The organism is Streptomyces sp. P5F9 (genome assembly GCF_057961495.1).
The window spans coordinates 1-25,619 of sequence record NZ_JBXVPZ010000097.1 but is presented as its reverse complement, the minus strand read 5'-3'; the positions used below and the strand labels follow the sequence as shown (position 1 = coordinate 25,619).

The window sequence follows — 25,619 nt, the reverse complement described above, 5'->3', positions numbered from 1 at the left end:
CTCCTATCGGTAGGGCGTCAGGCGGACGCGGCGGCGGGCGGTGTCCGGTGCGGGGCGAGGGTGCCGCGGACCGACGGCCAACCGGCAAGGGCGGCACGTACGTCGGGGCGGGTCTCCTCGCGGAGGGCCGCCGCGTACGCCTGGTCGAGCACGTCGTCCACGAGTACGCGCTGCCCGGTCCTGGCCGACTCCACTGCGGCCTCGACCATCGCCAGGCTCATGGTGTTCTCGTGCACCTCTCCCATGGGCGTGCTGCCGGTCCGCAGCGACTCGACGAAGACCCGCAGCGCTCCGGCGATGTCGGAGTGCGGGGAGCGGGGCCGCTCGGCGGGTTGTACGTCGGCGACGAGCACGGGCTCGGTGTCGCCGTCCCACAGCGCCGAACCCTTCTCGCCGCTCGCCCGCCAGGTGCCGTTCCACGAGGTCTCGGCGCCCGGACTGCACCAACTGCCGTTGTACGCATAGCGCGCACCGCCTTCCATCTCGAAGACGGCGCTCGCGGCTGCGTCGCCGTCGTACCAGCTCCATGGCGGGTTGTACGCCTGGCAGTAGGCGGTGACCGGGTCCGCGCCGAGCAGGAAGCGGGCCGAGTCGAAGGCGTGGATCGCCATGTCGATCAGCAGCGGGTACGCCATCTCCTCGCGGAAACCGCCGAAGCGCGGAGCCTTGAAGAACTCGGTCGTCAGCGTGCCGATCGCGCCGAGTTCTCCCAACATCCCGCGCAGGGCGAAGAGTTGGGGGTTCCAGCGCCGTGACTGGCTCACCATGAACAGCTCGCCGCTGACCTCGGCCGCGGCGGCCAGCGACAGGGCGCGGGCCAGGGTGTCGGCGATCGGCTTCTCGCCGAGGACGGGCAGCCCGGCGAACAACGCGGCGGTGGTGACGGGGTGATGGGCCACCGGAACCGTCACGTTGACGATCGCCTGGGCGCCGGTGTCGGCCGCGAGCGCGACCGCGTCGGAGCCGACCGGGAGGTCCGGCCGGCCCAGGCCGGCGGCGGACCGCCGGGCCGTGTCCAGGTCGAGGTCGACGATGCCGGCGAGTTCGGCCTCGGGTGCGGCGGTGACGGTGGTCAGCCACTGCTGTCCCATGGAGCCGGCGCCGACCACCAGTACGCGCAGAGGGTTGTCGGGCCCGCAGGGGATGGTCCGGTGGGTCATCGAAGCGGCCCCGAGTAGTCCACGCCGTTGAAGAAGTCGTCGGTGTCGTACCGCAGCAGCACCGGGTGGCTGCGCTCGGGCCGGTCCGTGCGCGCCCATCGCACGCCGTTGGCGATCACCCGGCGGATGTCCTTGTTGTGGTAGACGGGGTAGTCCTGGTCGCCGGGGCTGAAGTAGAAGATCCTGCCGTGGCCGCGGCGGAAGGTGCAACCGCTGCGGATCACCTCGCCGCCCGTGAAGGAGCTGACGAAGACCAATTCGTCAGGGACGGGGATGTCGAAGAATTCGCCATACATCTCGTCCTCCTCGACGACGAGGGGGTGCGGAACTCCCTTGGCGATCGGGTGCGTTGGGTTCACCGTCCACACCAGCTCGCGGTCGTGCTCGTTGCGCCAGCGCAGGGTGCAGCTGGTTCCCATGAGCTTGACGAAGATCTTCGACCAGTGGCCGGAGTGCAGCACCACGAGGCCCATGCCGGACAGCACGTGCCGGTGCACCCGTTCGACGACCTCGTCGGACACCTCGGCGTGAGCGGCGTGCCCCCACCAGGTGAGGACGTCGGTCGAGGCCAACACCTCCTCGGTCAGGCCGTGTTCGGGGTCGTCCAGCGTGGCGGTGCGTACGGTGCAGGCGTCGCCGAGGTTCTCCTTGATGCCCTCGGCGATCGTGCTGTGCATGCCCTGCGGGTAGATCCTGGCCACGTGCTCCTCGATCTTCTCGTGGCGGTTCTCCCCCCACACGGTCACGCGGATCGGGGCCGGGGGCGGTGCGGAAGACGTGGTCACAGAAGTGTTCTGCCTTTCTTCGAAGTCGCCCTGGGGGCGAGTCATTTGACGGCTCCGCCGGTCACGCCGGTGGCGATGTAGCGCTGTGCCACCAGGAGCAGCACGAGAGCCGGGACCGAGGCGAGGGTCGCGGTGGCCATCACCGCGTTCCAGTCGCTGACGTGGGAGCCGAGGTACTGGTAGAGGCCGAGGGTGACGGGCCGGACGTCCTCGGTCGTCGTCAGGGTCAGCGCGAAGAGGAAGTCGCTCCAGGTGAACAGGAACGTGAACAGCCCTGCCGTAATAAGGGCGTTCCTGCTCATCGGCAGGACGATCGAGACGAACGCCCGGACCCTGCCCGCTCCGTCCACCCGGGCCGCCTCGATCACCGAGGCGGGGATGTTGCCCATGAAGGCCCGCAGGATCAGGATCGCGAACGGGATTCCCGCGGTGGAGTCGGCCAGGATCAGGCCGGGGATCGAGTTGAGCAGCCCGACGTCGATGTACGCGCTGTAGAGGGCGTTGGCCACGACGATGCCCGGGACCATCTGGCTGATCAGGATCCCGAACAGCACGGGGCCGACCGAGCGCGCGTTGACGTGGGCGAGCGCGTACGCGGCCGGGCTCGCGATGATCAGGCTGAACACCACGCTCCCCACGGCAACGACGAGGCTGGTCAGGAGATTTGGCCCCTGCTGGCTGAGCGCGGTGGCGTAGCCGTCGAAGTTCAGGTGGGTCGGGAACCAGGGCGTGCTCACCGCGGTGTTGGCCGGCTGGAGGGAGACGTTGACCATCCAGTAGACCGGGAACAGCATCACGGCCAGGATCAGCGCGCCGATGGCGGTGTATCCCCAGGGCCGTTGCCGGGAGCGCCGCCGGTGGACGGGTGTGTGCGTGGCCGGTTGGACAGAGGTGCGCGTGATGGATGCCATGACGGCCTCACTGCTCGACGGCGCGACGGTTCGCGCGCAGATAGAGGACGGCGAAGACCAGCGAGACGACGATGAGGATGTTGCCGAGCGCGGCACCCTGTCCGAAGTCGAACTGCTGGAAGGAGAGTTGGTAGGACTGACTGGCGATGGTCTGTGTCGCGTTCGCCGGGCCGCCGTTGGTGAGTCCGAGGATGACGTCGAGGACCTTGACCGTGTAGACGACGCCGAGGACGAGCACCACGCTGACCACGGGCCGCAGCAGGGGCCACGTCACATGCCGGAAGGCCCGCCAGCCCGTCGCGCCGTCCAGGGCCGCCGCCTCGTACAACTCCTCGGGGATGTCCTGCAGTCCGCCGTAGAGGATCGCGACGTTGAACGGGATCCCGATCCAGATGTTGACCACGATCACCGCGAACAGCGCCAGCGAGGTGCTGGTCAGCCAGCCGGGACGGTCCTGTACGAGGTGAACGGCGCCGAGGAAGCGGTTGAGTACGCCGTTGTCCTGGTCGAGGATCCAGCGCCACACCGCGCTGGAGACGATCAGCGGCACCAGCCACGGCAGCAACAGCAGGGAGCGCATGACGCCGTTCAGCGGGAACCTGCGGCGGAAGAACAGGGCGATCGCCAGGCCGGTGAGGAACTGCCCCGCGATCGAACCCACCGTGAACAGGACCGTGTTGAGGAGAGCCTTGTCGAAGACGGAGGACGAGATGACGGCCCGGTAGTTGGCGAGGCCGACCCAGGGCGCCGCGCCGGTGTAGAAGGTGCTCGTCGTGTAGTGCTCGAACCCCATGACGACGTTCTTGACGACCGGGTAGCCGAAGAAGGCGACCATGTAGGCCAGGGCGGGCAGCAGGAAGAGCAGGTGGGACTGGCGCCGCCGACCGCGTTTCCCGAGCTTCCGGCTCACTGGGGCACCGTCGGTGGCGGCCCGCACCGCACGCTCCTTGGCCCGCACCGCGCGGCGCAGTACGTCAGCCATCCTGGGCCTGCTTCAGTGCCTTCGCCGGAGTCGCCCCCTGGGTGAGCGCGGTCTGTATCGCGGTGTAGATCTTGGTGGCGGCCTTCGGCCAGTCCTTGCCCAACTCACCTGTGCGGGCACGGGCGTTGCGCACCTGGTCGGTGAACGCCTTCATCCTGGGCTGTTCGGTGGCGAACCTGTCCATCAGCGCGGTCTTCGTCGGCACGGTCTGGCGCTGCTGGGCCAACGACAGCTGGTTCTTGTCGGAGTTGAGGCACGCGACGACCTTGGCCGCCTTGTCCTGGCGCTGTGCGTTGCCGGTCTGCGGGACGGTCCAGGTCTCACCGCCCAGGGGGACGACGGGAGTTCCGCCGGCCTTGGGCACGGGGATCTGGACGACGTCGTAGTGCAGGCTCGTCTTCTTGTCGAGGACCGGGAACTGCCAGGGGCCGTTGATCATCATGGCCGCGTTGCCCGCCGCGAACTGGTCGTTGGCGTCGGCCTCGGCCCAGCTGACCACCGACTTCGAGGCCGATCCGTCCTTGACCAGGTCCACCCAGAGCTGAAGTGCCTGTGCGGTCTGGGGAGTTGCCATGTCCTTCTCGTCGCCGCCGTTGGACCACATGAAGGGCAGGAACTGCCAGGTCCCCTCGTAGGTGGCCGGTGCGGCGAAGGCGATGCCGTACCGCTTGCCCGAAGTGAGCTTCTTGGCGGCCGACTTGAGCTCGGCCCAGGTGGTGGGCGGCTTGACCCCCGCCTTGTCGAGCATGTCCTTGTTGTAGAAGAGGCCGAGCGTGTTGGTCACCGGTTGCAGGCCGTAGAGCTTGCCCTGGTAGGTCGAGGCGTCCACCACGCCCTTGGCGTATCCGTCGGCCTTCAGGCCGAAGTCGCCGAGCGGGGCGAGGGCGCCGCTGGCGGCGATCTGTTGCAGATCGGGGTTGTCGAGCATCAGGACGTCGGGCAGGGTCCGCGACGAGGCCTGTTGCAGCACCTTGGGTATCAGCGACGGGCCGGCCACCGCCTCCCGCTTGATCTTCACGCCGTTCTGCTGTCCGCACGCGTCCAGGACCTTCGCGTAGATCCCCTTGTCGGGCTGATCGGTGTAGTAGTCCATCACCCGCAGGGTGTCGGCGCCGCCAGACGATCCGGTACTCGAACCACAGCCGCTCAGGGTGAGCGGTGCCAGAAGCGCGAGGGCCACCGTCAGTGTCGTTCTGCTGAGGATCGCTCGTCGTTGAGCCATGTTCTTCTCTCCTCGATCGGCGCTGTCTCGGGCGGACCGCGCGGGGGGTGTCGATGCGTATCGACAGCGGTGACGCGTCATCCCCCTTGACACCAACAGTGGGGATCAGCGGGCAGGCAGGCTCGTCTGACGCAGGGTCAGACGTGGGGTCACCAGTTCAACGGTCGAAGGGGTGGGCACGCCCTCGCGGTTCAGCAGCCGGAACAGGATCCTCATCGCGCGGCGTGAGACGTCCCTGGGTTCCAGCGAGACGTTGGTGACGGGGGGAGTGGAGGTCTCGGCCGTCCGGTCCGTGCACAGTCCGATGACGGACAGGTCGCGTCCGGGGACAAGACCGCGGTCCAGCAGGCTCTGCAACGTCGGCTGGATCAACTGAGGATCGGGGACGACGAGCCCCAACCGGTCGCCGCCGGGCCCTTGTTCGGTAAGCGCTTCATCCAGGGCGGCTTCGGCCCCGGCGCGGCTGGTGTCCGGCGGGCTGACCTCGGCGTAGGCGATGCCGTGTGCGGCGGCCGTTTCCTCGGCTCCCCGGAGGAAGCGGCGGACGAAGTTGACGTCGCGGGCCATCACGTCACGCGGGTAGCCGAGCAGGACGACACGGTCGTGCGCGGAGGCGGCCAGCTCGTCCACCGCCATGCGTCCGGCCAGGGTGTAGTCCAGGTCGACGCAGTACAGCCCCTCGGGGTCCTCCGGCACGCCGATCAGGATGACGGGCACGCTCAGCCCGGCCGCCACGGGGATGCGCGGGTCCTTCGACCCGACCTCCATGAGCACGATCGCGTCGCACAAGGACTGGTCGCTGAGCCGGGTGAGGCCCTCGGCGCCCTCGTCCTCGGTGGCCAGGATGACGTTGTGGTCCTCTTCCCGGGCGCACTTGGTGATCGTCTCGATGAAGGGCAGCACCCCCGTCATGTCGGCCCCGGGCGCGAACGGCACGACCAGGCCGATGACTTGGCTGCGCTGACTCGCCAACGCCCGCGCACCGGCGTTGGGTTGGAATCCCAATGTCTCGATCGCCTCCTCGACCCGACGCCGGGTCTCGGGGGATATCGAGCGGCGCCCGCTCATGACGTAGGAGACGGTGCTCTGGGAGACGCCCGCCAACCGGGCCACGTCCCGGCTTGTCACCATGCGAGCACCTCCCTCGGTTCCCTCGGTGTCGATGCGTATCGACTGACTGGGACGAGACTGTAGGGAGGGGCCGCGAAGGACGGCAAGGGTCGTGCAGGAAAAAAGTTCCGCCGGCCCGGGACCCCGACCTCACGAGCGACCGAGGCCGCGTTGGCCGGCTTCCGGGGCAGGTACGTCCCGGCGACGCCTTACGCTCCCTGGTCACCGGCAAACCGCGCACCGGCCAGGCCACCTCGCCCGCGGCGCAGATCCTCATGGCACACACCAGCACGGTGCGGCGGACCCTGGGCGACCTCGGCCCGGCGGGGGCACACGTGTCCCGCAACGCCCTGCTCGAACTCGCCAAAGGCCTGGTCCTCGACCACTTCGACGACCACGAGCCCACCTTGCCCGGCTCACCGACGCCGAGTTGCCGCCGGGGCTCATGGATCCAGCGTCAGCGTGGTGCATCGGGCAAGGCGACGAGCAACCGCTTGTCCGTCACCACGGCCAGCGACAGGGTGCGATAGCCGACCGACTCGAACAGGATGGTGATCTTGCCGTCGCCCTCGCTCATGACCTCGCCCCGGCCCCACTGGCCGTGGCTGACGCGGACGCCCGGCAGGTAGGTGTGGTTGTCCGCCGTGGGGCGTACGACGGTCTTCGTCGTGCGGACGGCACCCGCTGAGACGTCCGCGCGTGCACCGGTCCAGGTCCACCGGCGCCGGCGTGCGGCGACCTTCCGCGACCGTCCGGCGTCTCCGGACCGCCGACGCCTCAGCCCGCTCGCAGGCTTGGTCACCGGGCCCGTGCAGTTGTCGCACGCCCCGCAAGGGACGGGGACAGAGTCGCCGAAGTATCCAAGGAGGAACCGCCGCCGACAGTCGGTCGTCTCGGCGTACCCGCGCATCATGTCGACCCGGGACCGTTCGAGCTTGAGGTGCGTGGCGTGGACGGCGAGGGCGCTCTGCACAACGGCGTCGACATCGTCATCCGCGGGGGCGCCGTCGACGCCGACCGCGCCGATGAAGCTGCTGCCGTCCCGTCCGGTCCGGACGGCCCCGGTCTCCTCCAGCAGGTTCAGCACGGCGGACAGTGCCGTCGCGCCGAGTTCGCAGTCGGCCCGGAGCCGGGTCGCGCTCACGGCGGCCGCCTCGCCGCGCAGGCGCTCGGCGACGCGGCGCAGTGCGTCGGCGTCGGGAGCGCCCGCGGCGAAGAAACGTTGCAGGCCCAGATCCTGCGGGCGGTAGGCGAGGATCGCCCTGGCCGGTGCGCCGTCGCGGCCGGCCCGGCCGATCTCCTGGTAGTAGGCGTCGAGCGAGCCGGGGACGGACGCGTGCAGCACGAACCGTACGTTCGCCTTGTCGATGCCCATCCCGAACGCCGAGGTGGCCACGACCACGTCGAGTTCACCGGAGCTGAACCGGTCCTGGGCTCGGCGGCGTTCGGCGGCGGAGAGCCCCGCGTGGTAGCTCGCGGCGGCCAGTCCGAGGTTGCTCAACTGCTCGGCGTAGCTGTCCGCTGCCTTACGCGTCCCCGCGTACAGGATTCCCGGCTTCTCCTCGACGGCCGTCCGTTCCACGACGAACCGCTCCTTGGCGGCGGCGTCCTGAAAGGTCGTCACGTCCAGGTGGATGTTGGGACGGTCGAAGCCGGCCACTGTCTCCACCGGGTCGGTCATGCCGAGACGTTCGGCGATGTCCCGCCGTACCGGGGCGGCCGCGTTCGCGGTCAGGGCGAGCACCGGCGGGTTGCCGAGCCGCTCGCGCGCGTGACGCAGCCGGAGGTAGTCCGGCCGGAAGTCGTGCCCCCAGGACGACACGCAGTGCGCCTCGTCCACCACCAGCAGCCGGGGACGGACGGCAGCGAGCCGGTCCGTGACGTCCGGCTTGGCGAGTTGCTCAGGAGCGAGGAAGACCACGTCGACCGAGGAGGCGCTGATGCGGGCCCATGCCGTTTCGTTGTCGCTCCGGCGCTGCGCGGAGTTGATGGCGGCGGTGCGCAGCGCGCCGTTTCCGAGCAGACTCTGCATCTGGTCCCGCTGCAGCGCGATCAGCGGCGAGACGACCACGACCGGACCGCCGAGCAGCACCGCGGGCACCTGGTACACGGCGGACTTGCCCGCGCCGGTCGGCATGACGGCGAGTACGTCACGCCCCTTCATCACGGCCTTCATCGCGCTCAGTTGGGCCGGACGCAACTGCTGCCAGCCGAAGACCCGACGGGCGGTGCCGCGCAGACGCCGGGACGTGAGTGCGAACATGCTGCTCCTTGAATGGTGGGCGTCCAGCCGCCGTGTGTCTGGCGGCTACCCCGGTTCGCCGGGATATCGCCTCACACGATTCGGGCGTCCCTCTGGAACGCCGGCCCTACCAGACCAATCCGGTGCGCCGCGCATACGTACTCACCGAACTCGGGCACTCCCTGCGCCCGGTGATCGTCGCCCTGGCCTCCTGGGGCAACTCGCGCCTCGCACCGGCGGAGCGCAGCATGATCCTCGTCGACGCGGAGAGCGGTGAGGAAGTCGAACCCGTCGTCGTCGACGCAAGGTCTGGCCGCCGACTCGACGACAGTGCCGCCTACGTCTTCACCGCGGGCCCCGCGGCCGGCGGCGCGATGCGCGACCGCTTTGCGGGGCGTCCGACTGTTCCCGGGGGAGAGGGCTGACTACTCCGCCCGAATCGCCTCGGGCCGCTGCGCGCTGGGGGCGGCGGCAGCGTCGAGGCAATTCGAGGGCCGGCGGATGTCGAGATCGTGGTGACGGCTCCGTCCCCGGGGCAGATGGCGACGACTTCCCTGGAGGACGGTTATGCGAGCGAGTGAGATCACCGAGATTCTGAACCGGCCGATCAGCCGGGAACTGCTGGCACGTGACGTGCTCCGGCTGGCTTATGTGGCCAAGGACGGCACGCCCCGGACCATCCCGATCGCGTTCACCTGGAACGGCTCGGAGATCGTCATGTGTACGGCGAAGAACGCCCCGAAGCTCCCGGCTCTGCGGGAGAACCCGGCCGTCGCGCTGACGATCGACACCGAGGTGCATCCGCCCAAGATCCTGCTGATCCGGGGCCGGGCGGAGCTGGACGTCGTGGACGGCATCCCGGAGGAGTACCTGCGGATGAACGGCTCCTACGAGATGACGCCCGAGCAGCGCGTCGAGTGGGAGGCCGAGGTCCGCTCGCTCTACGACGGCATGGTCCGCATCCTGGTGACGCCGACTTGGGTGAAACTGATCGACTTCGAGACGACCCTGCCGAGCGCGGTGGAGGAGTTGGTCAAGCGGCGCACCGAGCGCGAGAACGCCTGATCGGCGCAGGCCGCGCCGAGCACGTGGATCAGCGCGCGATCGAGATCGCGAAGGGCGCGAATCCGCTGGACCGGATGACATGCGGTACGAACAGGATCACGCCCTCGGCGGCCCGGGCCGTCTCGATCCCGCCGAGGTCCGTGATCCACTCCTGCCGCCACCCGAGGTCCACGAGAAGCCCGCGGACGACCCGCTTGGCCTCCGGGTCCGCGCCGGAGAGGAAAGCGGTGGGCGGCTGAGCGAGTGAGGAGGGCTCGGTCATCACCGAGTGGAGCATCGTGTTGAGCGTCTTGACGACGAGCGTCTCGGGCAGCGCCTCCTGAAGCTGCTCCGCGAGACTCGAACCGGGGTAGAGCAGCCCGGCGGGCAGCCCGTCCGGTCCGTCGACGGTGGCGTTGGAGACATCCACGAGGATCTTGCCCCGCAGTTCCGTGCGCAGAGCGGCGAGCCGGTCCAGCGAGCCTGCGCCGGGGGTGGCGTTGATGACGATGCCCGCTGTTCGTACGGCGTCCGCGGTGGTGTCCGGGGAGCGGGTCGCCACGGTCACCTCGTGTCCGGCCCGGGCGAGGGCGGTGGCCAGGCTGCCGCCGACGCGGCCGCCGCCAAGAACGGTGATGTCACTCATGCTGAACCGGTCCTCCTGGTCGTTCTGTTTCTCGAAAGCGTTCACTGCTCACTGCTCACTGCTCACTGCTCACTGGTCACTGCTCAGCGGGAGAGCGTGGCGACCGCATCGGCGTGCACATCGGGTGCGGCGGCCAGGAAACTCTCGCTCTCCGGAGTCCAGGGGCGGCCCTCGACGTCGGAGATCCGTCCGCCGGCCTCGGTGACGAGCAGGACCCCGGGAAGCAGGTCCGCGCGGGCTCCGGCGAACTGCCAGAAGGCGTCGATCCGGCCGGCGGCCACGTTCAGCAGGTGAAGGGTGGCGGGCACGGATGTCCGCACTACGAGAGCGTCGACGAGCATCTCGGTGATCGAGGCCCCGACGCGCCGCACGACCTTTTCGTCCTCGTCCGGCCTGGCCTGGCTCGTGGCCACGATGCTCAGGCCGAGTTCCGGGGTCCGGGACACGTGCAGCGGCCGGCCGTCGAGGTGAGCGCTGGCGCCCGCGAGCGCGGTGTACGTCTCGCCGGTCATCGGCAGGTGGACCACGGTGAGCACCGGCTGGTTGTCGCGTACGAGGGTCGCGGTCACCGCCCACTCCGGCAGGCCGTGCAGGTGATTGACGTTGCCTTCGGCCGGGTCCACCACCCACCATTCGCCGGCCGGGAGGGCGCCGCCGTCCAACTCCTCCTCCACCCAGCCGGCGTCCGGGCGCAGGGCGGTGAGGCGGGGGCGCAGGATGTCGAGGACCGCGTCGTCGTTCGCGGCGAGCGCGCGCATCAGCTCGTCGAAGGTCCGGTAGGGGACCACGTCCCCGAAGCGGTCCCGCAGAGCCGCACCCGCCGTGCGTACGGCGATCCCGGTCTGTGCGAGCAGGTCGGCGTCGGAGGTGACGGCCGGGTCGGCGGCTGTGGCATCGCCGGTGTTCCGCATCGATTCGGGCATGGCGGTACTCCCATCTGAGCAGGGGGATCGAGGTCGACCGGGCGGGAACCTGGTTCGTCCGCGCCCGCAGTTCGAAGGTAGGAGAGGCCGCCATTAACATCAAGTGCATGTGAAGCACGGCTAGGATGACTCCCATGCAACTGGATCTGAATCTGCTCGCCGCGCTCGACGCTCTGCTGGAGGAAGGCAGCGTGACCGGCGCCGCCGACCGCCTGCACGTCACCGCCCCCGCGATGAGCCGCAGCCTCGGCCGGATCCGGCGTACGACGGGGGACCAGATCCTGGTGCGCACAGGGCGCACGATGACCCCGACGCCGTACGCGATCGCCGTGCGGGAACAGGTGCACGACCTGCTCCAGCAGGTCCGGGGTGTGCTGGCGCCGAGCCGTGAACTCGACCTCGCGACACTCGAACGCACCTTCACGCTCCGCTGGCACGACGCGCTCGTCGCCCTCAGCGGGCCGGCGCTTCTGGCTGCCGTGCGCGAGCAGGCACCCGGCGTGCGGCTGCGCTTCATCGCGGAATCGAGCATCGACACACCAGAGTTGCGCCGCGGCGAGGTCGACCTCGCGGCGAACGCCGACGGCCCGACCGCGCCAGAGATCCACGCCGACCGGGTGGCCGAGTCCGAGCAGGTCGTGGTCGTACGGCGGGGGCACGCGCTCACCCGCGTCAAGACCGTCACCGCCGCGCGGTACGCCGCGGCGGAGCACATCAGCGTCTCGCGGCGCGGCAAGCTCGGAAACATCCTCGACGACGCGCTCGCGCGCCTCGATCTCACGCGACGTGTGGTGGTCACCGCGCCCACGGAAAGCGCCGCGTTCGAGTTCGCGCGGGGCTCCGATCTCGTCGTCACCGCCCCCGAGTCCACGGCGCGTTCGGCTGCCGCGGATCTCGGCATGGTCCTGCTCCCGCTCCCGCTCGACCTTCCACCGGCCCCGGTGTACCTGTCGTGGCATCAGCGCTACGACACCGACCCCGCGCACATGTGGCTACGAGATCTGGCCCGGACCGCGCTGACCGGTGCGATGGGCGGAGAGGGGCGGACGGCGTGGTGACTCCCCTGCGCCTTCATCTGTCGGGAACTGTCGAGCAGTCCGGCGACGATCCAGCCGCCGTTGAGCCGGGCGATCAAGCAGCTGGAGACCGAGATCGGTGTCCTGCTGTTCCACCGCTCGCCGGTCGGCGCCGTGCTGCTCGATGGCGGACAGGGAGGGCCGAGAAGGCCGCGAACACTGCCAGGACGAGAGCGGTCATCACCCAGGTCCGACGCGGGATCTGCCGTGAGGCTCGGCTTGTCCGTCCGCATCCTGAACGTGTCCCCAACTTGTGCGGGCCGAGGTGAATCTCGGCCCGCACAAGCCGCTTTGAGGGGGCCCGCAGGTGGTCTCGCGGGCTCAGCCCGCGTAGGTCGCGAACAGTTTGGAGAACTGGTACGGGGTCTGCGGGATGTTCGTGCACTCGCTCAGACCACCGGTGCAGGCGTTCCCGTCGCGGGTGACGTCCCAGAAGCCCAGCTCGCCCAGGTGGTTCTGGCGGGCGAAGGTGAGCACCTGCTGTGCGTCGGCGACGGTGAACACCTCGCTGGCGGTGTCGTTCTGGCCGAGCATCGGGGTGAGGCCGACCATGGCCCAGGTCTGGGCGGTAGTGAGGTTCGGCCACACCGAGGCGATCTGGGCGCGGGTCGAGGTCGCGGCCTGGATGGCGTAACTGCCCATCTTTCCGGACGGGTTGGGCGCGGCGCTGTCGCCGTAGTCCATGGCCATCAGGTTGACGGTGTCGACGTTCAGGTTGTGCGACTTGGCGGAGTTGAGGACGTAGAGGCCGTCCGCGGTCAGGCCGCTGGGCAGCACCGGGAGAGTGAGCGTGACCTTGAGGTCGCGGCCCTTGACGCGCTGCGCGGCCTGGACGGCGGCGACGGCCGTCGAGCGCCGGTCGATCGAGGCGTGGTCGACCGTGGCGGCGCCCTCGATGTCGAAGTCCACGCGGTCCAGGGCGTAGGCGTCCACGACCTTCTGGTACTGCGCCTGGAGCGCGGTCGTGCCGGTGCAGGCGAGGGCCAGTTCGGTGCCCGCCTCGCCGCCGAAGGACGGCCGGACGTCACCGCCCATCGCGCGCAGCGAGTCGAAGTCCGCCCGGTCCCAGGCTGCGCCCGGGTCGAAGGAGTTGAACCAGCTCGCGTTGCAGCCGGTCGACCCGGCGGTGATGAAGCCGAGCGAGAACTGGCGCAGCCCGGTGTTCGTGGCGATCTGCGTGAGGTTCGGCGTCGGGTAGGCACCGAGGTCGATGAAGGGGGCCGCCACGCCGGGAGTTGTGCCGCTGCCCGCGGTCGCGGTGAGCGTCGCGGAGTGCGCCGACTGGTTGTTGGAGTCGTCGAGCGCGGTCACCGAGAAGCTGTGACTGCTGCCGGGGAACAGGCCGGTCACCGTGAAGGTGGTGCCTGTGCCGGAGGTGGTGGCGATGACGTCGCTGCCCTCGTAGACCCGGTAGCCGACCACGCCGACGTTGTCGGTCGAGGCGTTCCAGCCCAGCGTGACGCTGCCGGGGCCGGTGGCCCGGACGGCGAGGCCGGAGGGCGTCGTGGGCGCGACGGTGTCGGCGGGAACGCCGGCGCAGGGGCCGTTGTTGATCAGACAGGCGCTCGGTGGGACGACCGAGCCGGTGTAGCTGAAGTCCATGCCGACGACGGGCGCGGAGTCACCGGGGGCGAGCGGGGCCTCCCACGTGGGGGAGGTGATGGTGTACTGCGTCCCGCTGTGGGTGAGCGTGCCGTTCCACGAACTGGTGACGGCCTCGGTGGCGGGCAGGGTGAAGGTGATGGTCCATGAAGTGACCGTGTGGGTGGACTTGTTGGTGACCGTGTAGCCGCCTTCGAAGCCGGCACCCCAGGTGGAGGTGATGCCGAAGGAGGCGATCAGACCGGTGTTGTCGGCCGCGTGGGCGGCCGGGGTGGTGATCGTGGCCATGCCGCCGACCATCAGGGCGGCGGTCACTGCGGCACGCGGCGACGCACGTCTCATGCGGATGCTCCTCCGTGGGGCGAGGCCGCGTACGGCGTCGCGCCGGTACGCGGATTGCGGTGCCCTGCACGCCCGTCGCACGGTGGGGAGGTGCGGGTGGGGAGGAGCCGTGCGACGTGATCAGGGCGGGGTGAGGCAGGGGAAGACCGTCGAACGGCGAGTCGTGAAGTTAATCGGAAACTTTCCTTACATCTGCCTGCGTGACGAAGCGTGGCTGGCCGCGTCGACCGGCGTCAAGAGATGCGGGAAAGATTCGTCTAGACCAATTCCGGTCCCGAGGGCGCGAGTTGCCGCCGAGGCGGTCGCGGACGATGTTCTCGGCCTCCGCCACGATGGTGCGCACCACCGCCTCGCAGCTCTCCACACTGTCGATGGGACCCTGCGCCTGACCGGCCCACCACATGCCGCCCTCGACGTCGCCCTTACCCAACACCCGTTGCTTGCCGCGTTTACCGGAGGCGAGTTCGGCGACGTCGGAGAAGGCGGACCCGGGGCGCGCGCCGATGCGGGCGATGTCCTGCGAGACCGAATTGCGCGCCATCCGGGCGGTGTTGCCGAACTCCCGGAAGGCAGTCCCGTCGGACGTGCTGCACGAGTGCCGGTCCGAAGGCCTCGCACCCGAGGCGGAGGCGGAGGCTGAGGCGGAGATTGAAGCCCTCGCCGCCCGGTTCACCGTGACGGTCGACGGCCTGGCGATCCAGATCCTCGCCGGCTCGACCGAGATACGGCCGGACCGCATGCGCTCGCTCCCGCTGAGGGATTTCGAACCACACCTCGACCCCACCGACCCCCCCCCGGGCGTGCCCGCCTGACGGGCGGGACGTTCTTACGGCCGTAGCTCCGTGAGCCCGTGCGCACGGGCTCACCTCTCCTGCGGGTTGTCACCGCAGTCCGCTGTAGGCGGCCATGATGATCTCCATGCCACGGTTGTCCTCACGCTGCTCCCGGTCGATCATCTGGTTCATCACGTAGGCCACCGTCATCCGTGCGTCAGGGTCACTCGCGACCAGCGAGCCGCCCCATCCACCCCAGCCGAACGTGTTGCCGAACTTCCCGAAGCCCACGGTCCAGGACATCGGCGTCCGCAGCACCCGGTCCTCGCCGCGGAACACCTCCTGCCACGCGGGCTCGCAGCCCTGGGGGGACAGCAGCCGCACGCCACCGGCGGAACCCCGGTTCGCCAGGACCGACTGGACGAGGGCGACGGACCGGGCGTTGCCGAAACCGTTCACCGCGGGGATCTGCGCACGGCGCCAGGCCACGGAGTTGGCATCCCTCACCCGGACCGCGACACCGGTGTGCTCCCGACGTGTGCCGTCCGGTCCGAGCGGTGCGCCGGCGGCGAACTCGTCGGTCAGCGCCGGCGGCGGGATGAGCGGTGCGACGCGGTGGTCGTCGTCGGCGGAGAGCCCGATGTGGAAGTCCGCGCCCAGCGGTCCGGCCACTTCCTCGGCGAAGAAAACGCCGAGGCTACGGCCGGTGACGCGGCGGACGACCTCGCCGATCAAGAACCCGAAGGTGAGCGCGTGGTACCCGGCGGCCGTTCCCGGTTCCCATTCGGGGGCCTGCGCGGCCAGCCCCGCCGTCACGGTCTGCCAGTCGTAGAGGTCCTCGACCGCCGCCCACCCGGACAGGTCCGGCAACCCCGCGGTATGGGACAGCACGTGGCGCACCAGCAGGCGCTCCTTGCCCGCCGCCGCGAACTCGGGCCAGTAGACGGCGACCGGCGCGGACAGATCGAGCAGGCCCTGGTCGGCCAGGACGAGCGCGCACAGGGCGGTCATGTTCTTGGTCGTCGAGTTCACGCCCGTGAGCGTGTCGCGCTCCCAGTCGACCGTGCGGTCCGCGTCGGCGTACCCGCCCCAGATGTCGACCACCGGCTCGCCGTCGAGATGGACGGCCACCGAGGCACCCACGTCGTCCTTGCCGAGCGAAGCCGCGAGGGCCTCCTCGACTGCGGCGAACCGCGGCTCGCACCGCCCCTTAATATCAGTCATGTGCGCAAGCCTCAGGCAACGTGGAGGCCACCCGCCCGACAGTTCCCGCACGGCTTCTGTCGGGCAGGGCGCGAAGGAATCACCTACACCTGAGGACGGCCCGGCCGACCGTATCGGGGCGCGCGTTCCCGCGGGGGAGACTCAAGGAATGAGAAACGGACACACGTGCTGGACCGGCTGAATCAGGCGCTGGACCACCTGGAGGCCTGCCTCGACCAGGAGGTCGACGTGGCCGAGGCGGCCCGGATCGCCGCGGTGTCGGAGTACCACTTCCGGCGGCTGTTCTCCGCCCTCGCCGGGATGCCGCTCCCGGTCTACGTGCGGCGCCGGAGGATGACGCTCGCGGCGGCCGAGGTGCTGACCGGGGAGCGCACGCTGCTCGATGTCGCGGTGCGGTACGGCTACGGCTCGGGCGAGGCCTTCGCCCGGGCGTTCCGGTCGGTGCACGGCATCGGTCCGGGCGAGGCCCGGCGCACGGGCGCACTGCTCACGGCTCAGCCGCGCATGTCCTTCCGCGTCGTCGTCGAAGGCAGTACGACCATGCGGTACCGGATCGTGGAGAAGGAGGCGTTTCGGATCGTCGGCAGGAAGGCCCGGGTTCCGCTGGTGCACGAGGGGGTCAACCCGGCCGCCGCGGCGCACGTGGAAAACCTGGACGAGCGGGCGATCGTACGGATGAAGAAGCTGGCCGGCCGGGAACCGGAGGGGATCCTGTCGGCAGCGGTGTACCTGACCGACAGTCGGGAGGAGGGTGCCGAGGCGGACTACTGGATCGGCGTGGCCACCGGCGCGGAGACGGCCATCGAGGAACTCGACGCCCTCGACGTGCCGGCCGGGACCTGGGCGGTCTTCGACAACGACGGGCCCTATCCGGGTGCGCTCCAGGAACTGTGGCGAGACGTGTTCACCCAGTGGTTCCCCTCGAACCCGTACACGAGCCGGCCAGGTCCGGAACTCCTGCGGACACACCCGGTGGAGATCGGCGAGGAGACCCACTCCCAGCTGTGGATCCCGATCGAGCGGAACAGCGGGAACGCCGCCGCGTGAACACCGGTCTGCCGACCGGCGGCGATGCACCAGCTCGTTCCGCCTTCGGGAGACAGACCGACGAGCCGACTGTGACGCAGGCCATGATTCTCGTCGTCCGATCTTGGAATGCGTGAGGGCGTGCCGCGGCTGTAGCGCCCGTAGACTTTCCCTGCCCGAGGGGCGCATCGGGCAACGCTGGTCGGCGCGACAGGCTACAGAAACAGGGCGAACGGGACACATAACGGTACGGTCCTGCCCACTTCCCCCGCATCCGCACGCAAACCGCCGCCCGTGAAAGGTACTTGCGCTCCATGCCACTGGCCCTGCTGGCCCTTGCCCTCGTCGCGTTCGGTATCGGTACGACCGAGTTCGCCACAATGGGACTGCTGCCCCAGATCGCCCACGGCGTCGGCGTGTCCGTGCCGCACGCCGGTAACCTCGTCTCCGCCTATGCGCTCGGTGTCGTCGTCGGGGCACCCGTCCTGACCGGTATCGGCGCGCGCATCGCCCACAAGCGGCTCCTGCTCCTGCTGTCCGCACTGTTCGTGGTCGGCAACGTCGCCTCCGCTCTCGCTCCGAACTTCGGCCTGCTGTTCGCCGCACGGTTCCTGGCGGGCCTGCCGCACGGAGCACTGTTCGGCGTGGGCGCTGTCGTGGCCTCCCGGCTGGTCGCTCCCGAACGGGCCGGGCGGGCCGTGTCGAGGATGTTCCTCGGACTCACCGTCGCCAACATCGTCGGCGTCCCGGCCGGCACCGCCCTCGGGCAGCATCTCGGCTGGCGGTACGCCTACTGCGCCGTCGCCGTCATCGGCCTTGTCGCGCTGGCCGCGCTGGCCGCCTTCGTCCCCCACCATCCCCGCAGCGACCAGGCCGGCATCCGGCACGAACTGCGGGCGATGGGCAACCGGCAGGTCGCCCTCGGCCTGGCCACCGCCGTCGTGGGATTCGGCGGCTTCTTCGCCGTCTACAGCTACCTGGTGCCGATCCTGACCCACCTGACCGGCCTCTCCGACTCCTCCACGACCTGGGTCCTCGCGCTCTACGGCATCGGAATGACGCTGGGCACACTGATCGCGGGCCCGCTTACCGACCGGGCGCTGCGCCCGACGCTGTACGGCGGCCTCTTCCTGCTCGGTACGACGCTCGTGGCGTTCTACTTCACCGTCCACAGCACCGTCCCCGCCCTGGTGACCCTCGCCGTCATGGGGGCGATGGGCGCCCTGGTCACCACTCCCGTGCAGATGCTGCTCATGGCCAAGGCGAAGAACGCCCCGACGATGGCCGCGGCCTCCAACCACTCCGCCTTCAACCTGGCCAACGCCGGCGGCGCCTGGCTCGGTGGCCTGGCCATCTCCGCCGGCTGGGGCTGGGCCTCACCGGCCCTGGTCGGCGCGACGCTCGCCGCAGCCGGCCTCGGCCTCGCCCTCCTCGCAGGCCTCACGGACCGCGATTCCGGCAGCTCCGTACTGGTCACTTCCTCACCGGCCCAGACCCCGTCAGAACCTTTGTCGACGACGTCTCAAGCGCGGACCGGTAGCGACGTGTAAAGGGCCTCGAACACCGTTCCTGCCGGTTCATCGGGGCTCTCCTTCGTGGATACTCCCGGCTTCAGCTGGGGGAGGGAAGGAAGCTCTCGTGAAGCGGGGCGGGGAAAGCCGGTTCGCTGTCAGGGTGGTCCGGCGTCCACGGTCTACCGGCCCACCCGCCGCTCACACGGGGGTTGATACGGTGTGAGGTATGGCGCGGCAGGTCAAGCGGGCGTTCAAGTACCGCTTTTACCCCACGGACGAGCAGGCGGCGGAGTTGTCGCGCACGTTCGGCTGTGTCCGTCTCGTCTACAACAAGGCGCTGGAAGAGCGCACCCGGGCCTGGTACGGGGAGCAGCGCCGCGTCTCCTACGGGCAGTCGTCGGCCGCGCTGACCCAGTGGAAGAAGACCGAGGAACTGGCCTTCCTGACGGAGGTGTCCTCGGTCCCGCTCCAGCAGGCGCTGCGCCATCTTCAGACGGTGTTCGGGAACTTCTTCGCCAGGCGCGCGACGTACCCGCACTTCAAGTCAAGTCCCGGAAGAAGTCGCGGGCGTCGGCCGAGTACACGCGTAGCGCCTTCACGTGGCGCGACGGACAGCTGACGTTGGCCAAGATGGCCGACCCTTTGGACGTCCGCTGGTCGCGTCCGCTGCCCGAGGGGACGGAGCCGACCACGGTGACTGTGTCCCGCGACGCGGCGGGTCGCTGGTTCGTGTCCCTGCTGTGCGGGGACGGCATTACTCCGGCTCCGGCCACGAAGAACGCGGTCGGTATCGACGCCGGCATCACGTCGCTCGTGACCTTGTCCACTGGGGAGAAGGTCACCAACCCGCGGCACGGCCAAGGGCTCCGCGAACCGCGAGAAAGCCCGCCGCAAGGTCGCCCGCGTGCATGCGCTGAAGAACGGCACGCTCGCACGCGCCATCAGTGACGCGTCGTGGACGCAACTGCGGTCGATGCTGGAGTACAAGTGCGCCTGGTACCGGCGTGAACTCATCGTGATCGACCGCTGGTTCGCCAGCAGCAAGCTGTGCGGGGCCTGCGGGATGGTCGCGGCGAAGATGCCGCTGAACGTCCGCGAGTGGACGTGCGCCTGCGGCGCCGTGCATGACCGCGACATCAACGCGGCGCGCAACATCCTGGCCGCCGGGCTGGCGGCGTCTGCCTGTGGAGACGGTGTAAGGCCTCAACGGGAGTCCTCCCGGACGGGGCGGTCGTCGGTGAAACAGGAACCCCCGCGGGCGACCGCTGGAATCCCCCGCCTTTGGGCGGGGGAGGAAGTCAATGCCCACTGTCACCAGGTCTGAGCCGCGGCGACCCGACGGCCCTGGAGATAGGAATGATCGCCCGGCTTACACCACGCTGAGCCCCGACCTCCCGTGCCGGAGCGGCCTCCACACCTCCATTAGGACAGCCGCTTTGCCACCCAACCCATTTCGCCCAGCTCAGTACCTCCCTCCCGGACTGACTTGAGTGGCAAGGACAGTCAGCGGCCGCCCTGCGTCCGCGACCTGCGCGCCGCCAGGAACACCAGCGCGCCGCCCGCCACCAGCAGGACGGCGGCGCCCGCCCGCAGCAGGACTCCGTCCGTGCCCGTGGCGGCGAGCCCGCCGCCGGTCGTCGTCCCGCTGCTGGTTCCGGCCCCGGAGCCGGACGGGCTCGCGGTGGCCGTGGCCGAGGGGGTCGCGGAGGCGCTGGGCGAGGGGCTGGATGTCGCCGAGCCGGTGGCCTTCACCGCGATCGCCGCGGTGTCGTTCGCCGCGTCGTCGTCACGGTTGGGGTACTCGGGGTTCTCCACCGCCCGCACGCTGCCCTGTGCGCCGGGGACGACCTTGTCGATCCGCACCGTGAACTCCTGGGTCACGGAGTCGCCCGTCCGGAAGTCCGTGCTGGCGATGTCGCAGGTGTAGCTCTTCGCGCCGGCCTTGCCCGGTGTGCAGTTCCACAGCGGCCCGGGGTCGCCCTGCTCGCCGGGGCCGGGGGCGCCGGTGATGGTGGTGCCGGCGGGCGGGGTCACGACGAACGTGCCGGAGTTGTCGGCGTCCATCCACCGAAAGTCCATCCGGCCCGGCCCGTTGTTCCGCACGCCCACCGTGATGCTCACCGACTGGCCGACCTTGCCCTCGACCGTGTCACCGAGCGCCTGGTAGTCGGCGTGCTGGGTGGTGGCGAAGGTGCCGTACCCGGAGCCGGTGAATCCGGAGCCGGAGGCGACGGACTTCAGGCCGAGCGGCGCGCCGGTGCCGGTGCCGGGGAAGTCGGACGGGTCGAAGGAGTCGGGCGCGGTGCCGCCGACCGGCCACACGACGTAGGTGTTGTAGCCGTACATCGTGTCCTTGGAGGCGGTGTAGCGCAGCGGCGCGTCCGTCTGGTAGGCCGCGCCGGGCGCGACCGGGGAGTCGAACCGGCACCAGGCGCCGACGTCGGGCCGGTCCGAGTAGTGGCAGTTGGAGTGGTCCCGGGCCAGCGAGACGCCGTCTGAGTCCTGCACCAGCAGCATGACGCCCTTGTCGGCGGGGGCTGTGCCGGTGTCGGCGAAGGCCGGGGTGCGCTCGAAGACGGCGCCGGGCGCGATGCCCTTCAGCGCCGGGTAGGGCCGGGGGACGAGCTTGGGCCCGCCGACCAGGACGTCCGTCTTCCCCGTCACGGTGGCCGCGTCGGAGGCGGTGGCGGTGTAGGTGATGGCACCGGTGTCGCCCGCCTTGGCGGCCGCGGTGGGCTTCAGGAAGAACGGGTCGATCGACTCCTTGCCCGAGAGGGGGCCCACGTCGCACCTCACCTTCAGGGTGCCGGTGCTCACGCAGTCCCCCGTGACCACCATCGTCGCCTTCCCGGCGAGGGACGACGCGTCGACCGCGACCGAGACGTCATGGGCGTCCCCGCCCGAGGCGGTGATGCCGAGGTCCAGGTTCGGGCCCTCGCCCTCGGTGGGGAGGTAGTAGTTCTCCTGGGCGTCCAGGACGAGCGTCGCTCCGGCGGCGTGCGCGGCCGGGGTCGCGACCGCCATAACGGCGGTCGCGAAAGCGGCGGCCGCTACTGTCCGCCATGTTCTACGTATCGTCAGCACACTACGTGGACACGTCAGAACACGGGAAGGTTGCGCCCGAGTGGCCGTCAGCTGACGGCCAGGAGTTCACCGGGATCTGCACAGACCAGGTAGGGATCCCCACGGGGCAGAGGTCGCGTTTGCGCAAGTCACCGAATTCCGTCGGTAGCCCCATGGCGACCCGTAGGGACTATCGGCTGAGGAAGCAGACGCCGTCGGCGGCCACGCCAGTGCCGCCCAGGATCTGGAAGAGCCCTATCACTCTGAGGAGCAACGGACCCGCCGGAGGACTGCCGTAGATACCAGGGTGACCTGTTCCGCTGCGTACTCATCGCCTCCGCGTAGAAGCGGGACGCCGCCCTTTTGCAGTCGGTGGCAATGACAGTCCCTGCGCTTAGCAGGCCGACCCCCACCAAGACGAAGAAGACGGCACTGGCAGTACTGGGAGGAGCGCTTGCTGGAGCCGAGTCGGCAAGATCCGCGATGGACAGCACGCCGATCGTCGTGAGGCAGAGAGACCGACCGGCTCAACGCTGTGAGAGAGGCTGGGACCGTGGGCAACGCGGTCTTTACCTACAGCTTTAGGCCAGCAGCTTGGGAAGCTGGGGGCATTTGGCGGCAGGCTGGTGGGTTTGACCGAGGTAGGCCGCGTGCTGCCGTCGCCCGGCGACGGCCGGTGTGAAGATCGCTCTTTCGGCTGTGAGGCTCCGCAAGTAGTGTCCAGGCTGTGTCTATCTGATCGGGGGGACATGTCGGGAGAGTTGTTCGCCTTGGCAGGTGTGCTCGTGGGCGCGGCTGCGTCGTACGTGGGCGGAGCGTTGACAGAGAGATCACGATGGCGACGCCAGCTCTCGACACGATGGGACGAGCGTCGTTTGGAGGCTTACCTTCGGTATGCCGATTCCATCAAGAGATTCACGTCGGTGGCTGGCCGCCTGGCAGCGGGCAAAGGGCTCTTTGACCTTCCCCAACCCTTGACGGGAGACGTTGGTTTGGAGCGCCTGGCCGACGCCGAGTTAGAGCGTGGGTACGCGTTCGAGGCTGTTCTTCTCATGGGGGACGCTGGGACCATTTCGGCGGCGCGGACGCTGCAACGCCACGCATGGGTGCTGGAGCAGTTCGTTCGTGACATGCGCTCGGGTACGGCAGAGGACTGGACGCGGGCGTTCAGGCAGTTCCAGGAGAAGCGCGACGAGTACTACATCGCTGCGCGTGAAAGCCTGGGTGTGCAGGCAGCGTTTCGGTTGCGCGCCGAAGACCCGGTCATCCTTGGACAGGATCCCAGGCAGATGTAACGCAACAGAGGCACAGGTGATCTGTCGACGGCGCACGCTTTTGTCGATGACAAGCATGATCCCCCAGCACGCTTTCCAACTGTGGTGGTGGGGTGTGGGGGTGTGTTCGGGGGCGTTCACCTGGGTTCATGGGCGGTCGGTCGCCGCTGCGGACACGACTTCGGGTCTCGCCTGAACGGCCGTGAACGGGCCTGAATGAGACGGAAAATGAGACGGCCGTGCGCGATCTATCCCTTCTCGTTGAGGTGGTAGGCCTGAGGGGCGTGTAGGCGTTGTTGGCCAAATATGCATGCTTGTCCGGCTTCTGGGCATGTCCTCACACTTCCGGGATGGTGTACAAGTGCCGTGCGCAGACCGACGACAAGACGTTGTGCAAGAACCCAGTGACTGGGCCAGACATGCGGTGTTACCACCATCTCGGTCGGCCGGCTGGACGCGTCCCCACGCCCCGTAAGCAACCTGCGAAGCGGGCCCAACCCCCGCGCCGAGCACCGCGACAGTCGACCGCACCCAGGGTCGCCGCTCGGCCTCAACAACGTCCCCAGCCTCGCACGACACCAGCCACCCGAGATCAGCAGAGGGCGGAGCAAGCCGCACGGCTGTGCCTGGACGTCATCGAAAATGGCGGCACCGCAGTCATCGCCAAGCGGGCGTCTGACTACGTCTCGGACGAGACGTGGAAAACACTTGTCAAGCGCCATCGCCGTACAGGCTGTGATGATCTCGCCGAGTTGGCGCGTGGCATCCTCAAGGGCAAAGACAGGTTGCACGAAGTCGTTGGCCGCGCAGCAGGCGGCCTCTTCGGTCTGTTGGGGCGCCCCCGGATTGAGCGGGTCTTCGCCCAGGAGCTGGCCCGGAGGATTCCGCTGCCTATCGACGCGAAACTTACGGCAGCGGCGCGGGGCTTGACAGATCGCAGGCATCTACATCTGCGTCGTTGGCAACAGGGATCTGGCCGGCTGCGCCTGCCTGCGAGATGTGCTCAAGGTTGAAGGCAAGGAGCGCCTACAGCGATTGATGCAGGGCGCGATGGAGGACTGGCGGTTGCTTCCGCGCCGCATTCGCGATGGCGCAGCCGAGGCATGAGAGATCCTTCGGGGTCGACTCATAGAGCTGACCCTTAGCTTGGGAAGCTGCGAGCATTTGGGACTGGTTCGGTCGCTGACCTGGGCGAACCGTCAGGGTCCGGTCTCGGCGGGCTCCCGAGTGGATCGGTGAGTACCTCGCCGAAGCTCCGCGGATGCTCGCGGCGGGGCGGATCCCGCCCGGTCTGACACGAACCCTCCCGCTGGCCGAGGCGTTGAAGGCACACCACCTGCAGGAGACCGGCACGGGTCGAGGGAAGATCCTTCTCTCCCGCGCCTGACCACACGTGGACCGTTTGGCGAGAGCAGAAACCGACGGATCACGGTTCGGCACGACCAGGAGCCGTAGACGACGGTGGGGTTGCTGTCCCCGGGCTTCATGGCGTCGCCGGGCACGGAGAAGTCGAATCCGCTCCACGCGGCAGGGCGGGTCGGCGGATCCGGTGCCTGACACGGTCGGCGCGACCCGGCCTGTATTCTTGATCCACTTTGCCTGGCATGTCGTCGAGGCTCGGTTGATCACCGACGGGCGGGGGGAGAGACGGGGTGGCCGTCAGCGCCAGCAGGTACGTCAGCACCGGCAGCCGGTGACGCAGCACGAGGGAGAAGGCGCCCAGCAGGGCGCAGACCATGGCGATGCGGTCGCCGGGGTCGACGTGGACCCAGACGTCCAGCAGGGCGGCGGCGAGCAGAGCGGCGCCGAGCCAGGGAGCGGGCGGGCGGCGGGTACTCATCGGCCCTCCGGCGCGGCGGCGATTGCCTGAGCAGGCCGGCGCGGTCGGAGAGCAGCGCCGCCTGGACCCGGCTGCCCACCTCCAACTTGACCAGGACGGCGCTCACATGGTCCTTGACCGTCGCGGAGCTGAGGTGCATCCGCTCGGCGATCCCGGTGTTGGACAGCCCCTCGGCGACGAGCACGAGCGCGGCCCGCTCGCGCTCGGTCAGCCGGCCGATGCCGAGGGCGGCCGGGCCGCGCGGGTCGGCGTCCAGATAGCCGCCGACGACGGTGCGGGTGACCTTGGCCGACAGTACGACCCCGCCGTCGGCCAAGGAATGTATCAGGTACGGCAGTTGCTCCCGATCGGTGTCCTTCAGTAGAAAGCCGGACGCACCGGACCGCAGGGCCGCCGCCACGTGCTGGTCCATGTCGAAGGTCGTGAGCATGGCGACTATCGGCGACTCCGGCATTCGGCGCAGCTCGGCCAGCACGGTGAGCCCGTCCACGTCCGGCATCCGGATGTCGAGCAGCACGACGTCCGGACGCCTCTCCCGCACGGTACGGACCGCCCCGCCGCCGGACACGGCCGCCACCACCTCGATGTCGTCCGCGGCATCGAGGATGTGCCGGAACCCCGTCCGGACCATGGCCTCGTCGTCGACCATCATGTGCGCACCGCTCCCCGCCCGATCACTGCCGGATCGCTACGACGCCGGTCGCCACCCACTGGTTCCGCGAGTGCTTCCGCGCGCCGCCCGTCGGCGGGGGTGCCCCGCCGGTCGGCGGGGTCAACTCCGTTCACCCGCCGGATGGTTGGGAAGCCCACCGCGCCCGATCCTGAAACGCATGACACAACCAGCGCCGCCGGTCTTACCC

Annotated in this window: 20 protein-coding genes and 3 pseudogenes; 9 read left to right on the top strand and 14 right to left on the bottom strand. The window is 69.4% G+C overall.

Features of this window, described 5'->3' with window-relative positions; genetic code table 11:
* Positions 1 to 17 precede the first annotated feature (17 nt).
* The 7 genes from AC31A1_RS18220 to AC31A1_RS18190 form a co-directional block, all read right to left on the bottom strand.
* Complete coding sequence (locus tag AC31A1_RS18220; protein ID WP_489654303.1) at positions 18 to 1,160, bottom strand: Gfo/Idh/MocA family protein; 1,143 nt, start codon at positions 1,158 to 1,160, stop codon at positions 18 to 20.
* Positions 1,157 to 1,945: a ThuA domain-containing protein gene (locus AC31A1_RS18215; protein WP_489654302.1), complete on the bottom strand. Its 789-nt coding sequence runs from the start codon at positions 1,943 to 1,945 to the stop codon at positions 1,157 to 1,159. Before AC31A1_RS18215 ends, AC31A1_RS18220 begins: the two co-directional genes overlap by 4 nt.
* 41 nt (positions 1,946 to 1,986) lie before the next feature.
* Positions 1,987 to 2,856, bottom strand: a complete 870-nt coding sequence (locus AC31A1_RS18210; RefSeq protein WP_489654301.1) for a carbohydrate ABC transporter permease — start codon at positions 2,854 to 2,856, stop codon at positions 1,987 to 1,989.
* A 7-nt stretch (positions 2,857 to 2,863) separates the two neighbouring features.
* Positions 2,864 to 3,838, bottom strand: coding sequence for a carbohydrate ABC transporter permease (locus tag AC31A1_RS18205; RefSeq protein WP_489654300.1), 975 nt, complete (start codon positions 3,836 to 3,838; stop codon positions 2,864 to 2,866).
* Positions 3,831 to 5,060 (bottom strand): sugar ABC transporter substrate-binding protein, encoded by a 1,230-nt coding sequence (locus tag AC31A1_RS18200; RefSeq protein WP_489654299.1) that lies wholly within the window; start codon positions 5,058 to 5,060, stop codon positions 3,831 to 3,833. Before AC31A1_RS18200 ends, AC31A1_RS18205 begins: the two co-directional genes overlap by 8 nt.
* 105 nt (positions 5,061 to 5,165) lie before the next feature.
* Positions 5,166 to 6,191 (bottom strand): LacI family DNA-binding transcriptional regulator, encoded by a 1,026-nt coding sequence (locus AC31A1_RS18195; protein WP_489654298.1) that lies wholly within the window; start codon positions 6,189 to 6,191, stop codon positions 5,166 to 5,168.
* Between the two features lie 436 nt (positions 6,192 to 6,627).
* Positions 6,628 to 8,433 carry a RecQ family ATP-dependent DNA helicase gene (locus tag AC31A1_RS18190; protein WP_489654297.1) on the bottom strand — a complete coding sequence of 602 codons (1,806 nt, stop codon included), beginning with the start codon at positions 8,431 to 8,433 and terminating at the stop codon, positions 6,628 to 6,630.
* 92 nt (positions 8,434 to 8,525) lie between these two features.
* Here AC31A1_RS18190 and AC31A1_RS18185 point away from each other — a divergent pair.
* Positions 8,526 to 8,837 (top strand): annotated as a pseudogene (locus tag AC31A1_RS18185) (winged helix-turn-helix transcriptional regulator); the annotation flags it as partial.
* 142 nt (positions 8,838 to 8,979) lie between these two features.
* The gene (locus AC31A1_RS18180) at positions 8,980 to 9,477 is read left to right on the top strand and encodes a pyridoxamine 5'-phosphate oxidase family protein (protein WP_489654296.1); all 498 of its coding nucleotides are present in this window, start codon (positions 8,980 to 8,982) and stop codon (positions 9,475 to 9,477) included.
* Between the two features lie 28 nt (positions 9,478 to 9,505).
* On the opposite strand, the gene AC31A1_RS18175 is transcribed toward AC31A1_RS18180, so the two are convergent.
* A complete protein-coding gene (locus AC31A1_RS18175) occupies positions 9,506 to 10,102 on the bottom strand; it encodes an NADPH-dependent F420 reductase (RefSeq protein ID WP_489654295.1) in 597 nt (198 codons plus the stop codon).
* Between the two features lie 83 nt (positions 10,103 to 10,185).
* On the bottom strand, positions 10,186 to 11,025 hold the full coding sequence (locus AC31A1_RS18170) for an inositol monophosphatase family protein (RefSeq protein WP_489654294.1): 840 nt from the start codon (positions 11,023 to 11,025) through the stop codon (positions 10,186 to 10,188).
* Between the two features lie 134 nt (positions 11,026 to 11,159).
* On the opposite strand from AC31A1_RS18170, the gene AC31A1_RS18165 reads away from it, so the two are divergent.
* Positions 11,160 to 12,083 carry a LysR family transcriptional regulator gene (locus AC31A1_RS18165; RefSeq protein ID WP_489654293.1) on the top strand — a complete coding sequence of 308 codons (924 nt, stop codon included), beginning with the start codon at positions 11,160 to 11,162 and terminating at the stop codon, positions 12,081 to 12,083.
* 339 nt (positions 12,084 to 12,422) lie between these two features.
* Here the strand turns inward: AC31A1_RS18165 and AC31A1_RS18160 are convergent, their stop codons facing one another.
* Both AC31A1_RS18160 and AC31A1_RS18155 read right to left on the bottom strand, forming a co-directional pair.
* Positions 12,423 to 14,045 (bottom strand): cellulose binding domain-containing protein, encoded by a 1,623-nt coding sequence (locus AC31A1_RS18160; protein ID WP_489654292.1) that lies wholly within the window; start codon positions 14,043 to 14,045, stop codon positions 12,423 to 12,425.
* 169 nt (positions 14,046 to 14,214) lie between these two features.
* Complete coding sequence (locus AC31A1_RS18155) at positions 14,215 to 14,586, bottom strand: hypothetical protein (RefSeq protein WP_489654291.1); 372 nt, start codon at positions 14,584 to 14,586, stop codon at positions 14,215 to 14,217.
* A 7-nt stretch (positions 14,587 to 14,593) separates the two neighbouring features.
* Here AC31A1_RS18155 and AC31A1_RS18150 point away from each other — a divergent pair, with 7 nt between their 5' ends.
* Complete coding sequence (locus tag AC31A1_RS18150) at positions 14,594 to 14,857, top strand: hypothetical protein (RefSeq protein ID WP_489654290.1); 264 nt, start codon at positions 14,594 to 14,596, stop codon at positions 14,855 to 14,857.
* A 69-nt stretch (positions 14,858 to 14,926) separates the two neighbouring features.
* Here AC31A1_RS18150 and AC31A1_RS18145 read toward each other — a convergent pair whose 3' ends face one another.
* Complete coding sequence (locus tag AC31A1_RS18145; protein ID WP_489654289.1) at positions 14,927 to 16,042, bottom strand: serine hydrolase domain-containing protein; 1,116 nt, start codon at positions 16,040 to 16,042, stop codon at positions 14,927 to 14,929.
* 165 nt (positions 16,043 to 16,207) lie between these two features.
* On the opposite strand from AC31A1_RS18145, the gene AC31A1_RS18140 reads away from it, so the two are divergent.
* From AC31A1_RS18140 to AC31A1_RS18130, 3 genes and pseudogenes are all read left to right on the top strand, one after another.
* The gene (locus tag AC31A1_RS18140) at positions 16,208 to 17,089 is read left to right on the top strand and encodes an AraC family transcriptional regulator (RefSeq protein WP_489654288.1); all 882 of its coding nucleotides are present in this window, start codon (positions 16,208 to 16,210) and stop codon (positions 17,087 to 17,089) included.
* Positions 17,090 to 17,382: 293 nt separating this feature from the next.
* Entirely contained in the window at positions 17,383 to 18,618 is a 1,236-nt protein-coding gene (locus AC31A1_RS18135; RefSeq protein WP_489654287.1) for an MFS transporter, read from the top strand.
* Between the two features lie 190 nt (positions 18,619 to 18,808).
* Positions 18,809 to 19,906 (top strand): annotated as a pseudogene (locus AC31A1_RS18130) (RNA-guided endonuclease InsQ/TnpB family protein).
* 179 nt (positions 19,907 to 20,085) lie between these two features.
* On the opposite strand, the gene AC31A1_RS18125 reads toward AC31A1_RS18130, so the two are convergent.
* Entirely contained in the window at positions 20,086 to 21,606 is a 1,521-nt protein-coding gene (locus AC31A1_RS18125) for a hypothetical protein (RefSeq protein ID WP_489654286.1), read from the bottom strand.
* Positions 21,607 to 22,568: 962 nt separating this feature from the next.
* Here AC31A1_RS18125 and AC31A1_RS18120 point away from each other — a divergent pair.
* Both AC31A1_RS18120 and AC31A1_RS18115 read left to right on the top strand, forming a co-directional pair.
* On the top strand, positions 22,569 to 22,940 hold the full coding sequence (locus AC31A1_RS18120) for a hypothetical protein (RefSeq protein ID WP_405863277.1): 372 nt from the start codon (positions 22,569 to 22,571) through the stop codon (positions 22,938 to 22,940).
* Between the two features lie 1,210 nt (positions 22,941 to 24,150).
* Positions 24,151 to 24,306 carry a zinc-binding dehydrogenase gene (locus AC31A1_RS18115; RefSeq protein WP_489654304.1) on the top strand — a complete coding sequence of 52 codons (156 nt, stop codon included), beginning with the start codon at positions 24,151 to 24,153 and terminating at the stop codon, positions 24,304 to 24,306.
* Between the two features lie 466 nt (positions 24,307 to 24,772).
* On the opposite strand, the pseudogene AC31A1_RS18110 reads toward AC31A1_RS18115, so the two are convergent.
* Positions 24,773 to 25,411 (bottom strand): annotated as a pseudogene (locus tag AC31A1_RS18110) (response regulator); the annotation flags it as partial.
* Between the last annotated feature and the right edge of the window lie 208 nt (positions 25,412 to 25,619).

Excerpts from the sequence above, each read along its gene's own strand:
- AC31A1_RS18205 (WP_489654300.1), bottom strand. The coding sequence starts at position 3,838 with ATGGCTGACGTACTGCGCCGCGCGGTGCGGGCCAAGGAGCGTGCGGTG.
- AC31A1_RS18145 (WP_489654289.1), bottom strand. The coding sequence starts at position 16,042 with ATGACTGATATTAAGGGGCGGTGCGAGCCGCGGTTCGCCGCAGTCGAG.
- AC31A1_RS18190 (WP_489654297.1), bottom strand. The coding sequence starts at position 8,433 with ATGTTCGCACTCACGTCCCGGCGTCTGCGCGGCACCGCCCGTCGGGTC.
- AC31A1_RS18155 (WP_489654291.1), bottom strand. The coding sequence starts at position 14,586 with ATGGCGCGCAATTCGGTCTCGCAGGACATCGCCCGCATCGGCGCGCGC.
- AC31A1_RS18160 (WP_489654292.1), bottom strand. The coding sequence starts at position 14,045 with ATGAGACGTGCGTCGCCGCGTGCCGCAGTGACCGCCGCCCTGATGGTC.
- AC31A1_RS18175 (WP_489654295.1), bottom strand. The coding sequence starts at position 10,102 with ATGAGTGACATCACCGTTCTTGGCGGCGGCCGCGTCGGCGGCAGCCTG.
- AC31A1_RS18200 (WP_489654299.1), bottom strand. The coding sequence starts at position 5,060 with ATGGCTCAACGACGAGCGATCCTCAGCAGAACGACACTGACGGTGGCC.
- AC31A1_RS18135 (WP_489654287.1), top strand. The coding sequence starts at position 17,383 with ATGCCACTGGCCCTGCTGGCCCTTGCCCTCGTCGCGTTCGGTATCGGT.
- AC31A1_RS18180 (WP_489654296.1), top strand. The coding sequence starts at position 8,980 with ATGCGAGCGAGTGAGATCACCGAGATTCTGAACCGGCCGATCAGCCGG.
- AC31A1_RS18195 (WP_489654298.1), bottom strand. The coding sequence starts at position 6,191 with ATGGTGACAAGCCGGGACGTGGCCCGGTTGGCGGGCGTCTCCCAGAGC.
- AC31A1_RS18220 (WP_489654303.1), bottom strand. The coding sequence starts at position 1,160 with ATGACCCACCGGACCATCCCCTGCGGGCCCGACAACCCTCTGCGCGTA.
- AC31A1_RS18165 (WP_489654293.1), top strand. The coding sequence starts at position 11,160 with ATGCAACTGGATCTGAATCTGCTCGCCGCGCTCGACGCTCTGCTGGAG.
- AC31A1_RS18125 (WP_489654286.1), bottom strand. The coding sequence starts at position 21,606 with ATGGCGGTCGCGACCCCGGCCGCGCACGCCGCCGGAGCGACGCTCGTC.
- AC31A1_RS18210 (WP_489654301.1), bottom strand. The coding sequence starts at position 2,856 with ATGGCATCCATCACGCGCACCTCTGTCCAACCGGCCACGCACACACCC.
- AC31A1_RS18170 (WP_489654294.1), bottom strand. The coding sequence starts at position 11,025 with ATGCCCGAATCGATGCGGAACACCGGCGATGCCACAGCCGCCGACCCG.